Genomic DNA, 10,953 nt, shown 5'->3' with positions numbered 1-10,953 from the left:
CCGGAGCAACCCTCGCATGCAGAATGCCGTGGGAGAGACCGCCGACCTAATCACCTTGCAACGCGATCATGGGGTCTTATAGGTCTGGCGATCCTCATTCCTTTACGCCGGGCCGCCAACCGGGCGCGGCACAGCAGCGGCGTCAAGAACGCCGTGGCCGTCGAAGCCATTACAGCGCTCGAGACGCTCAAGGCGACTTCCGGTCACGGCCGCATGCAGGGCCGTTGGGAACGTCAGGTCCTGGAAAGCGCCACGGCGCAGGAGGGCAGCCGGACGCTCGCGACCTTCGCCACTACTTCGACCGCCTTTGTTCAACAATGCTCATCTATCGGCATTGTCATTATCGGGGTCTACATGGCCCTTGAGGGGCATATCACCATGGGTGCGGTGATTGCAGCGGTGATCCTCTCGGGCCGAGCGCTTGCGCCCAGTGGTGCCCTCGCCAGCTTGTTCCTGCGCAGCAGCTACGCCATGGCCACGCTGCGCAGCCTCGATACGCTTATGAGCCTCGAGTCCGATGCCTCGCCGCGCCTGTCCGCAGTGAATGCGACGAACCTGCAAGGCGCGCTGACGCTCGACGCTGCGTGCCTGCGGTATCCGGCTGCGTCGATGGACGCGCTCGACACGATCACGCTCGAAATTCCGGACGGCGCACATATCGGCGTGCTTGGGCCCGTCGGCGCTGGCAAGAGCAGTCTCGTGCGCCTGATGTCAGGGCTCTATCGCCCGACGGGCGGACTAGTCTGCCTTGGCGGTATCAACTTGCAGCAAATCGACAGCGCCCAGCTTCGATCCATCATCCAATTGGTTCCCCAGGACGCCGTTCTCTTTTCCGGAACTCTGGCGGAGAATATCGCTTTCGGGGTGCCGGGTGCGCGGGACAGTGACATCCTGAGCGCCGCCCGGGAGGCTGGCGCGGATCGGATCGCAGCGCAGCACCCAGATGGCTTCGCCATGCGCATCTCCGAGCGCGGCAGCAACCTCTCAGGGGGGCAGCGCCAGTTAGTTGCGCTGGCGCGTGCACTGCTGATGCGCCCCAAGATCCTGGTTCTGGACGAGCCGACCTCTGCCATGGATCAGGCCAGCGAACAGCTTTTCGTCGAGCGCCTTAGAACTGTACTGGACCGACGCCCGATGACCCTCATCGTCTCGACCCACCGCATGGGACTTCTTGCCCTGACCGAAAGGCTGATTGTCCTCGATCAGGGTAAACTTGTTCAGGATGGACCCAAGAGCGAGGTTTTGGACAGGCTTGCTGGCGGGGCGCGGTCATGAGTGCGGACCGGAGCTGGCAACTCCAAGACTTCGCGCCCGGTGCGGCAGCGGCGCGCCTCCACCGTCCCTCCCGTGTGCTAACCTTCGCGTTGCTGCTCGTTCTCATCCTGGCCGGCAGCGGCATCTTGTGGGCTGCCTTGGCGCATATCGAAGAGGTCGCCCGCGCGCCCGGACGTGTCGTGCCATCAGGCCGCGCGCGGATCGTTGAAAGCTTGGACGGCGGCATCGTGCGCGAAATCCATGTCGCCGAGGGGAGCAAGGTCACGCGGGGCGACATCCTCGTGCGGATCGACGACACAACAAGCTCTTCGAGCCTCGGCGAGCTTCAGGCACAGCGCAATGCGCTTGTCGCCCGCAGCCTTATGCTCGAGTCCGAGGCGCGCGGCGCCGAGGAGCTCGACTTTGGCCTCACCGGGCTCGATCCGGCCTCTGCGCTTGCCTTGCGCGAAGCCGCTCTGCTTGCCAGCAGGCGTGCCGCCTACATGGGCCAGCGTGCCGTTCTGCAAGCACAAGTGGATCAGGCGACCCAGGAGATCAGCAAGCTGCAATCTGCCATTGAGCGCAATGCCGAAGGGCTCGCACTTCTGAACGAGGAGATCGACCTCAAGACCAGCTCCGGCGTCGTCCCTCGGGCACAGATGCTTCCGCTCGAACGCGAAAGATCTGGGCTGCTGCAGGCGCGCGACGGGCAAACAGTCGCCCTCGTGCAAGCCCGTGCAGCCCTGCGCGAGGGCGAAGCGCGCCTCGAAGAGGCAGCGCTGAACCGCCGCGCCGAGGTCACCGCCGAGAGAGCAGAAATCCGGAACCAACTGGAGATTATCGACGAATCCATCCGCCGCGCGACGGACGCCGTTGCTCGCGCGAACCTTCGTGCGCCGGTGGATGGTATCGTCACCGAGCTCAATGTAAATACCGTCGACGAGGTCATCAAACCCGACGAGGAAGTGCTGCGGATTGTACCGGCTGACGACATGCTCCAAGTTGAGGCGCGTCTTCGTCCCGAAGACGTGGCCTTCGTTCGCCCGGGCCTCGCGGCACGCATAAAGCTCACCTCGTTCGACTTTACCATCTACGGCGCCCTCGACGGGACCGTTGCGCGCATCGGAGCCGACGCGATGACCGACGAGGCGAGTGGAGAAATCTACTTCCCGGTGATCGTCGAGACCGCGACCTCGACATTGAGCCGCGGCGATCAGACCCTTGAGATCAAGCCGGGCATGGTTGCCTCTGTAGATATCCTGACGGGCGAACGAACTTTACTGGATTATCTGCTGAAACCGTTGCGCAAGGCCCGCGCCGAAGCGCTGCGCGAGCGGTGACCAGGTGCTGAAACTCGAGTCCCGAAATTCACGAAGTGAAGCGTCAACATATGAAGCGCGACCCGATAACCGATTTCAACCATAGGTGAAATCCGCGGATTGGTCGCGGCGATGCCAAATGCATAGATTGGTAGACTGGCTTGGAGGGGCGGACCCGAGGCGCAGCAAACCTCGGCTGCGCCTCGCTGTATTGTGGATCCGTGAGTGGCGTCTCCATGCAACAACATAAAGCTGCACATTGTGCGGTCAATACAACTATCAGGTGCAAGAAGTACTAGGCGAAATAGCGCGGGCCAGAGGGCAAAACGTTCACGCCTAGAATAAAGGTTCCATCAAGAAGCGCAGGTCTTATTCAGCGCATCGGAAGCATCTCAAAGCCAAACCCGCTGTCCGGCCTCGAGCCGAGTTCCCGGAAAGTTTCCCAAGAGCGCAACTTGCACTTCAAATTCTGAGGAAACAGTGCACCGCCTCGGGTGGCGCCCGACGACTACCAGGCTGACAGTGCGAACTGGTGCGAGGGCGTGGCGAGCGCGGAACGATCAAGATAGGAACATCCAAAGGTGTGTTCCCGATGGCCAAGGTTAGATCCGTCCCGCCGTCCTCTGGATCGACCGCGCTCTAAGCGACCATAGCATGCACTGCCCAATTCCCCCTACCGTTTTTGATCACCACACCCATTGCAAGGTAACGTTCGTCTCTGAGACGCAAATTTTGAGATCAAGGCAAGATGAGTCGCCGAGCAGGATCATGTCGGATGAGAATTTTCGTTCCATCGTCGAAAGTTAATTGACCGGTCGCCTGCGTCACATAAAGCTTTCCGCGAGTTGGTACGTGCGTGCCAGACCGAGTGATATTTGGGCCCGCCAGGCTCATGTGGACGATTGGCATTGCAATCTGCGTGGTTGATCAAGTCATGGGCCTTCCTCGTAATTTGCGAGATCGCCTTGAGCCCCCGCGCGGCGCATGCACAGCCCTTGGTGGACATTGTCGGCGGGTCGATCGAGAGCCGCGCTTCGGGTGCCCTTGCGCTCCTCGGGCTGGCAGCCGTGCCCAGCGAAACTGCAAGCACGCTTACTCTGGACACCGGCAGACGGCCTGACAGGGGCGTGGACTTCCGGGCAGGACAACTTGGCGGCGGCTTCACCTTCAGTGATGAAATTCCGCTCTATTTGGAAGGCTATCTGGGCTGGAACCGTTATGATCCGGTCTTCATCGCATCCTCTGGAGCCGAACAGCGCAGGCTTCCTGTGAATTGGAACAGCTTCGCAGCCTCAGGCGCGATCGGCTGGGACTTCAGGCTGACAGAGACTCTTGCGCTCAGGCCCCTTGTTATGGTTGCACTCGGCACCATTGCGAGCGACGCCACGCTCGGCGCGTTCTATGTCGGCAAGAAGCTCGACAAGGATGTGAACTTCCTATTGGACGGCAACCTGACGGCGGGGGGACTCGGAACCGCTCTGGTGCTCGACTACAACCGCAAGTGGGAGAACGACTGGGAAGTCGATGTGACCCTTCGCCAGAACTATCTCTACCTCGAGCCTATCTGGGGCGACGGGGACGTGGTGGGCAGTGCCGAGGCCATCACGACGGCGCTATGGTCCCGGATTCGGATCCCCACGCGCGAGACGGCATTTGGACGGCCAATCCGCGCTGTGGGGGAATTCTCACTCGGCCATTATGGCGGCGATCAGGAAGAGATCTTCAATTCACCATGGATCGCGCAGGTCGGCCTGGGCGCCGAAATAGATGTTTCGGAGACCAAAATCCCCTGGGTCACCACGGCCCGCGCAGTCTTTCGGTACACCAAGGGTGAAAATCTCGAGGGCTACGCGCTGGGGCTCGCGGTCAGTTTCTGACTTTCCGCAGGTTGAGAGCTTCGGCCGAAGCCCGGCATTGCGCTCACACGCAGACCATGCCCCTCTGGTGCTCGAGCAATTCAACTGCTCGGTCTCACGTCACCGGCTCTTTCGCCTGCCGCTTGCATTGCATGGAACACGTCGCGGGGTTGGTCAGTAGACATCCATCGAGGCCGGCCCAACGTCCATCTCGGCGAACTGGTGCTGTTCGGCCTCGTGCTCGATGCGGCGTCGCAGCATACGTGCTTCGCGCCAAGCGGTGACCAACTCCTGGCTAACCCCCTTGCCCTTCATGTGATCGGCACTCAGAACCAGCGCTGACCAGTAGGTTTCATAATGGCTCAGCGCGTGCAGCAAGCCCGCAACCTCATGCCCGTCGAAGCTGGTCTCCAATTTCCGATCCTGCGACATCGAATCCCCCGATTTCCTGTTTCCCTGCGCCTGTCGGAGCGCGCGAAGAGTTTGGAGCATCGTGCGAGGCAGTCTACCTATAGGAAACCTTAGGTCGCCCCCGGCGGCCTCGTCTGATCAGGCCTGATCAGAAAATTTCCATTTTCCAATCTATTGGCTCAAGCCAGTGCCACGACCGGCAAGTGAATTGACGGACGGCGCCGCAGTTTGCAGACTGAACCTGCGGCAATCGGTGTACTTAATGAGTTCCACTCTCACCCATCACGACATCTACGATGCGGCGTTGGACCAGTCCCTGTTCGAGACCCTGCCGGGGCGACTGGCGCGGGCGCTGGACGTGCCCTCGGCCATGTTCTTCTGGCTGCATCCCGGCGACATTCAGGAAATCACCGCCGGCACCCAGCCCGAGGCGAACTCGGACTATAACGCCTTTCTCGAGGATGACCCCTGGATGGCGCAGGTCAGCGACGACAAGATCGGACAGGGCGCGTTCCGCCTGTCGCGCTTCGTCAGTGCCGCGACATTCGAGAAAAGCGCCATGTACAACGAGTATATCGTCAAGAACCGGCTTGATCGGTTCTGGTGTGCCGGGCTGATCCAGAAGACCCGCGACGGAATCGTCGCCACCGCATTCCACAAGGGCAGGACCGCGGGCGATTTCAGCGATGCGGACATGCGCTACGTCAATCGCCAGGCCGCGGATCTCGGGCGCATGCATGCTATCCGGCGGGAGCTGCTCCGCACTGGCATCCGCGAGATCGCCGCCCCCGACCGCAGCCTGCGCGACGAAGTGCCGACCTTCGAGCTTGACCACGAGGGCCGGCTGATCCGCATCAACGGGCTGGCCGAGACCCTGCTGTCGCTGCATCCGCGGCTGATCGTGAAATACGACCGTAGCCTCGCCATCGCCGGTCCGGGCGCAGAGGCGCTGCGGCGGCGGGTCGCGGCGGCCACCGGCCAGAGGACGAGCGCGGCCGGCAGCGTCGATCTGCCGGGGCTGCGCGCGGTGGATGGCCGGCTGTTGCCGGCGATCCGGCTGAACCTGCTGCCGCGGCACGAGGGCGGGCGGCGGGTTTTGGTGATCGTTACCACCGAAGACCCCGCGGGGCTGCGCGACAGCATCGTCTCGCCCGAGGAGGCGGTTCAGCTGACCCCGCGCGAGCGTGACGTGCTGGACGGACTGGCGCGGGGATACCGGCGCGACCAGCTCGCCCATGCGCTGGGGCTGGCGCTGCCAACGGTGGATTTGCATGGCGCCTCGCTTCGCCGCAAGCTCGGTGCCCGCACCATTCCCGAGGCCATCGCGATCGCCTTCAGGCTCGGCTTGCTCTGAGCCCGGACGGACCGGCGGGTTGGCGGTGCGTGGCTGTCTGCCGCATCTCGCCCATCCTCCCTGGCAGCTTCGCAGTCGCAGCACAAACTTAGCATGTGCGGCGAACGGCAGTCCGGAGGCCATCTCAACCAATGCTGCATTTCGATCAAACGACAGCTTATCGGGCATCCGCTCAGCAAATGATCGGTGGGGGAGAGATGGATTCGCAGGCGAGCTAATCCGGAGACCACCCTGCATCGATCATGCCTGACACGATCTTGAGCTTCTTAATCAATTCGATTGAAATTTCTGGAAAGCCTGCTGTAGCCCGATCATTCGCGATGGCGGTAAGCGCGAGGTAAGACCGTATGTCCTTCTGCGGCTGACCTGTGACGGTTGGTTCGCCCTAACCCCGCACGGCATGCGGTACGCGCAGCCTGCCGCGGCGCGCGGAACCAGCCGGTCAGCGGCCCGCGGCCTCTCCGAAAACCAATCCTAAAGGATAGGTTCGAGATACCCGCGGGCTGGGCCCTCTCCGTCCGCGTTATCGAGTGCCTCCCTTTTCGCCCTGATCTAGCCCGGTGCGGGGCTGCTCCTCGGCGATGCAGCGCGGTATCCATGTCTTCAGAGCGGGACCGCAAGTGATCTGCTCGAAAATCCAGGAAGACCCGGAGGACGACACCATGAGCCAGCTCGAAATCGAACGCGCCGCACAGCAAAAATCCCGCCGCTGGATCCGTGCCCAGGCATTCGAGCTCCTCATTGGAGCCGCAGTCCTGGTGACTGTCATCAGCTTCATGAGCAACGCTGCCTGAGCAGCCATGCAAGCGACGGACGACACCTTGCGATGCCGTGCTTACTGCCCAGCCATTCTCCGTCGCCGAGAAACTTGATGCCGGTGCTGTCCACCAAGAGGTTCAGAGGGCCCGGAGCCTGGCGGGCAGGAAGATTGACTTTGATTGTCTTCTGACGACGGCAGAGCGTCGAGAAGTCCGGCACCGACCCTTCCAGACCCGCCATTTTCAGGATGCTGCAAACCACGCCGGTAGTCTGGCGGAGCGGCAGGCCAAACAGGACCTTCACCATCAGGCAGAACTGGATCGCCGCATCGAAGAACACGGGCGGGCGCCCGGGCTTGCCTGCCTTCGGCGCGAGCCAAGTTATGTCCTTGCCCAGCCAGACAAGCAGAGAACCGCGCCACTTCAGCGCGTCGTTATAAGATTTCCAGTTCGTCGTACGGTAGCGGGCGGTCTCCGGCTTCTTCATGGAAGCCTCTTAACTCACTGGCTTCATGTTGTGAATCCCTGAAGCCGACGAGTTTTGCAACACGCCCCAGTGACCTGCGTAGAGGGCACCCTCTCCGGCGGGATGGCGAAAGCTTCAACACATCGGCAAGATCGTTGCACAGCCGCGAAAGGTCTTTCGCGGCTGTGAACCTGTAGGGTACCACTTTACACCTGTCACCTATCAGCTTACATAAAGTCATGATCAAGACTTTCGCGCACAAGCAACTGAAAGCCCTCTGGGAGACTGGCAAGTCAAAGATCGACGCGCGCATGCACAGCCGCATTCTGCGGCGCCTGGATGCGCTCGACGCCGCCACCGCTCCCGAAGACATGAACCTGCCGGGTTTCGACTTTCACAGTCTGCGAGGTCACACTCCAACGCGCTACACCGTCCATGTGAACGGCCCGTGGTGCATCACCTTCGAGTTCCGCGACGGCGACGCCTATGTGCTGGACTACGAGCAATATCACTAGGAGGCGAGGATGAGCCGCAACCCCAACCGCTGCCCGACGCATCCGGGCGAACTGCTCCGCGAGGATGTGATCCCCGCGACCGGGAGATCCAAGTCCGAAATCGCGCGGCTGCTGGGCATATCGCGTCAGCACCTGCATGACCTGCTGGCCGAACGGAAGCCCGTCAGCCCGGAAGTCGCCGTGCGGCTTGGTAAGCTATTCGGCACCGCGCCACTGGTCTGGATCAGGATGCAGGGGGCCTATGATGCCTGGCATGCAACCCGCGACGTCGATGTGTCGGCCATCCCGACACTGAGCGCCGCGCCCGACAACTCGGCCACGACCTAGATCCCATAGCGACGTAGCGAGTTGGCTGCTGGCTCGGTGGTTTCTCCCGCGGCACCGGGCTCAGCGGAGCTTCGACGAAGTCCGCGACTGCGCGCACAGCATTGATGTGATGATCCAGCTTGGCGGGGTGGATGGGAAAAGAGGGATTGCGGAGGTTTTCTCTGCCGGGGTTGGGAAACTGAAGCCCGTTCAGCTGCGGTCCACGCCCCTTGAAAAAGGCGGCAAATGCATGAGCTTGATCTTCTTCACGTTGGCCAGGCACCTGAGCGAAGTGTCTGTCAGACAGATCGCGCTTTTTAACATATCCATGTTTGCTCGCCTGGTCGCCGTCCGCGGAAGGGCGGCCTTTCCCGTCTACGTTGGACGACTCACCAACCACATGCGTTTATCAAGCGCTGATGACGCTGATTGTTGTCCGGCTCGCTAAACCAAAAACTTCGCGCCTCACGGCATTGTACTGCCTCCCAAACACCCGACATTCCCCAAGAAAAGAGGCCAACCAGGATTGCGATCGCGATTCCAATCACTTGAAAACGAAGCGTCATGGGGAGGTATTCCCGTAAGGATTGAGGTCTCAGAGGCTCCGTTTAACGCAAGAGAAATCAGGCGCAAGCCAAAGTGCCGCGACGACTCCCGCAGTGAGGAAGTATCGCGTGCCGGATATGCGCAGCCAATACGCGCCTCCTGTCGAAGGACCCGTTGATCCAGGGTCACGTCCGCCAAGCTGGTGTAAATTTCCCGGATGGCCTGAAGGCATGATCAGGCGACTTTCGTTTTGATGCTGAGAATGGGCTCGAGTTCCTCTTTGTCGATCTGGGCGAAGGCCTCGACCATCACGTAGCGGCTGGCCGTCTGCCACTTGATGGCATGGACCACCTCGTCGACCTCGCCGCGATGTAGGCTGGTACTTGCCGTCAACCACGAGCTTGCCATGTCCGTCACGACCATCGGCCTCGATCTCGCCAAGTCCATTTTCCAGATCCACGGAGTTGATGCCCGCGGAAATTCTGTGCTGAAGCTCCGCGTCAGGCGCGGCGAGCTGCTCGCCTTTTTCGAAAGCCTGCCAGCCTGCCTTGTTGTCATGGAAGCCTGCTCGAGCGCCCATCACTGGGCGCGGGAGCTGCTGGCCCTCGGCCACGAGGTTCGCCTGATCCCGCCCCAATACGCAAAGCCCTATGTGAAGCGGATCAAGACCGATGCCGCCGACGCGGAGACGATCTGCGAGGCGATCGGACGGTCCAACATGCGCTTTGTCCCGGGCAAGTCCAGGGAAAGTCAGGGACTGCTGACCCTGCATCCTGTCAGGTCACTCGTGGTCTGACAGCGAACTGCCAGCGTGAATGCAGCGCGCGGGCTGCTCAGCGAGTTCGGCATCACCGCACCCAAGGGCATATGCCGGATCGCGACCCTGCGCCGGGACATGGAGGCTGCGACCGAAGATGTCCTGCCGCGGGAAGCCAGGGCTGCGCTCGATGTCCTGTTCGAACATCTCGATGATCTGACGAAGAAGCTCGACGCTGTCGACCGGGGCATCCTTGCCTGGCACGAAACCAGCGAGGCAAGCAAGCGTCTGGCCACTACGCCCGGGGTCGGGCCGCTCACGGCGACAGCGCTGATCGCTGCAGTGGGAGATGCGTCGCTATTCGCCTCGGCCCGCCATTTCGCTGCCTAGCTCGGCCTCACGTCGCGCATTTCCGCAAGCGGAAGCCGGGAACATATCCGGCGGATCAGCAAAGACGGGGACCGCTATCTCCGAACGCTGCCGATCCATGGCGCGCGGTCGCTGGTCGGCGCCAGTTTCAGGCCCGGCGTGAAACCGCGCCCCTGGCTGCAGGCACTGATCGGGAGGCGCCCGGTCAATGTCGCCTCGGTGGCCGTTGGGCACAAGACTGCGCGGGCGCTCTGGGCCAAGATCCGGCGTGAAGAGGCCTACAGGCCTCCCGCGACATTCATGGCCGCCGCCTGAGAGGGATCAGCGCCGCTCGCACGGCGGCGCTGGCTTGCGAGGGAAACAGGCGATGATGGCAGACCCGGGCATCCGGGGTTCGGCAAAGGTCCTTGAAATGATGCGAGCCTGCGTGACCTCGTCCATTTGTCTGGCCGCCGAACAGGGAAACCGATCAACGGCTATAAGGACAAAACCGCGGTTAGGCGGGGCATTCGACGTGCGCAAAAACCTTTGACTGGGACGCCCCCCATTACCGAAGTCCTGTGTCTAAAGATATAGGCGCGATTGGTCATATTGCCGCGCATGCTGGCAGTTCGGGGCCCCGCTCCCGATCGCGCCGCTTGGAAAGCAGAACGGCAGGCCAAAGCACACCTGTCAAGGACCTGTTGCCACAAAGATACAAACGCCATGCCACAATAGGTCGTCATCTGAGCAGGTGGATTGAAGTTATCCGACAAAAACTGTCAAGATGTGAGAAAGGATGCCTCAGCCATAAAACAGCCAAGGCCACCAGGATGGAGGCTCCCATGCTTGTTTCTCGAATTGCCCTGCTCGCCGGTCATGCAGCGGCGTCGACCACAATGCTCGCCACGAGTGCCATGGCGCAGGATGGCGCCGGGTTTGAGCTCGGGACCCTCGTGCTCGAGGCGGAAAGCGACGACACGCTGGTTCAGAACGGCTATGTTGCCGAGAGTGGCCGGCAGGCAACGCGCACCGATACGGCGATCCGCGACATTCCGCAGAA

General features: G+C 61.7%; 11 protein-coding genes and 2 pseudogenes. 10 read left to right on the top strand and 3 right to left on the bottom strand.

The genetic code is table 11. The annotated features are described in order from the left end of the window. The 3 genes from G0D83_RS27790 to G0D83_RS27780 form a co-directional block, all read left to right on the top strand. A partial coding sequence (locus G0D83_RS27790; protein ID WP_203595672.1) for an ATP-binding cassette domain-containing protein occupies positions 1 to 1,275 on the top strand: 1,275 nt, incomplete at its 5' end. After that, complete coding sequence (locus tag G0D83_RS27785; RefSeq protein WP_164197742.1) at positions 1,272 to 2,594, top strand: HlyD family type I secretion periplasmic adaptor subunit; 1,323 nt, start codon at positions 1,272 to 1,274, stop codon at positions 2,592 to 2,594. The genes G0D83_RS27790 and G0D83_RS27785, both read left to right, overlap by 4 nt. Before the next feature lie 944 nt (positions 2,595 to 3,538). Beyond that, a complete protein-coding gene (locus G0D83_RS27780; protein WP_164197741.1) occupies positions 3,539 to 4,450 on the top strand; it encodes a hypothetical protein in 912 nt (303 codons plus the stop codon). Between the two features lie 153 nt (positions 4,451 to 4,603). Here G0D83_RS27780 and G0D83_RS27775 read toward each other — a convergent pair whose 3' ends face one another. Next, positions 4,604 to 4,861, bottom strand: a complete 258-nt coding sequence (locus G0D83_RS27775) for a hypothetical protein (protein ID WP_164197740.1) — start codon at positions 4,859 to 4,861, stop codon at positions 4,604 to 4,606. Between the two features lie 241 nt (positions 4,862 to 5,102). Between G0D83_RS27775 and G0D83_RS27770 the strand changes: the two genes are divergently transcribed. After that, on the top strand, positions 5,103 to 6,194 hold the full coding sequence (locus tag G0D83_RS27770) for a LuxR C-terminal-related transcriptional regulator (protein ID WP_164197739.1): 1,092 nt from the start codon (positions 5,103 to 5,105) through the stop codon (positions 6,192 to 6,194). Between the two features lie 662 nt (positions 6,195 to 6,856). Continuing rightward, positions 6,857 to 6,988, top strand: coding sequence for a hypothetical protein (locus G0D83_RS32590; RefSeq protein ID WP_255455874.1), 132 nt, complete (start codon positions 6,857 to 6,859; stop codon positions 6,986 to 6,988). 19 nt (positions 6,989 to 7,007) lie between these two features. Here the strand turns inward: G0D83_RS32590 and G0D83_RS27765 are convergent. Continuing rightward, a pseudogene (locus G0D83_RS27765) lies at positions 7,008 to 7,439 on the bottom strand (IS5 family transposase); the annotation flags it as partial. 218 nt (positions 7,440 to 7,657) lie between these two features. Here G0D83_RS27765 and G0D83_RS27760 point away from each other — a divergent pair. From G0D83_RS27760 to G0D83_RS27750, 3 genes are all read left to right on the top strand, one after another. Beyond that, entirely contained in the window at positions 7,658 to 7,933 is a 276-nt protein-coding gene (locus G0D83_RS27760; protein ID WP_164197105.1) for a type II toxin-antitoxin system RelE/ParE family toxin, read from the top strand. Between the two features lie 9 nt (positions 7,934 to 7,942). After that, positions 7,943 to 8,260 (top strand): HigA family addiction module antitoxin, encoded by a 318-nt coding sequence (locus tag G0D83_RS27755; RefSeq protein WP_164197738.1) that lies wholly within the window; start codon positions 7,943 to 7,945, stop codon positions 8,258 to 8,260. A gap of 109 nt (positions 8,261 to 8,369) precedes the next feature. Next, on the top strand, positions 8,370 to 8,687 hold the full coding sequence (locus G0D83_RS27750; RefSeq protein WP_164197737.1) for a hypothetical protein: 318 nt from the start codon (positions 8,370 to 8,372) through the stop codon (positions 8,685 to 8,687). 332 nt (positions 8,688 to 9,019) lie between these two features. On the opposite strand, the gene G0D83_RS27745 is transcribed toward G0D83_RS27750, so the two are convergent. Continuing rightward, on the bottom strand, positions 9,020 to 9,178 hold the full coding sequence (locus G0D83_RS27745; RefSeq protein ID WP_164197736.1) for a hypothetical protein: 159 nt from the start codon (positions 9,176 to 9,178) through the stop codon (positions 9,020 to 9,022). Positions 9,179 to 9,191: 13 nt separating this feature from the next. Here G0D83_RS27745 and G0D83_RS27740 point away from each other — a divergent pair. After that, positions 9,192 to 10,226, top strand: a pseudogene (locus tag G0D83_RS27740) (IS110 family transposase). Between the two features lie 509 nt (positions 10,227 to 10,735). Beyond that, a partial coding sequence (locus G0D83_RS27735) for a hypothetical protein (protein ID WP_164197735.1) occupies positions 10,736 to 10,953 on the top strand: 218 nt, incomplete at its 3' end.

Origin of the sequence: Salipiger sp. PrR003 (assembly GCF_010500785.1) — a bacterium.
In the GTDB taxonomy this organism is placed as follows: domain Bacteria; phylum Pseudomonadota; class Alphaproteobacteria; order Rhodobacterales; family Rhodobacteraceae; genus Salipiger; species Salipiger pacificus_A.
Note: the sequence above shows the minus strand (reverse complement) of the source record. Positions and strands in the feature narration are given on the sequence as shown.

Coding starts and splice junctions, on each gene's coding strand:
- G0D83_RS27770 (WP_164197739.1), top strand. CDS start 5,103: ATGAGTTCCACTCTCACCCATCACGACATCTACGATGCGGCGTTGGAC.
- G0D83_RS27750 (WP_164197737.1), top strand. CDS start 8,370: ATGATCCAGCTTGGCGGGGTGGATGGGAAAAGAGGGATTGCGGAGGTT.
- G0D83_RS32590 (WP_255455874.1), top strand. CDS start 6,857: ATGAGCCAGCTCGAAATCGAACGCGCCGCACAGCAAAAATCCCGCCGC.
- G0D83_RS27775 (WP_164197740.1), bottom strand. CDS start 4,861: ATGTCGCAGGATCGGAAATTGGAGACCAGCTTCGACGGGCATGAGGTT.
- G0D83_RS27760 (WP_164197105.1), top strand. CDS start 7,658: ATGATCAAGACTTTCGCGCACAAGCAACTGAAAGCCCTCTGGGAGACT.
- G0D83_RS27785 (WP_164197742.1), top strand. CDS start 1,272: ATGAGTGCGGACCGGAGCTGGCAACTCCAAGACTTCGCGCCCGGTGCG.
- G0D83_RS27755 (WP_164197738.1), top strand. CDS start 7,943: ATGAGCCGCAACCCCAACCGCTGCCCGACGCATCCGGGCGAACTGCTC.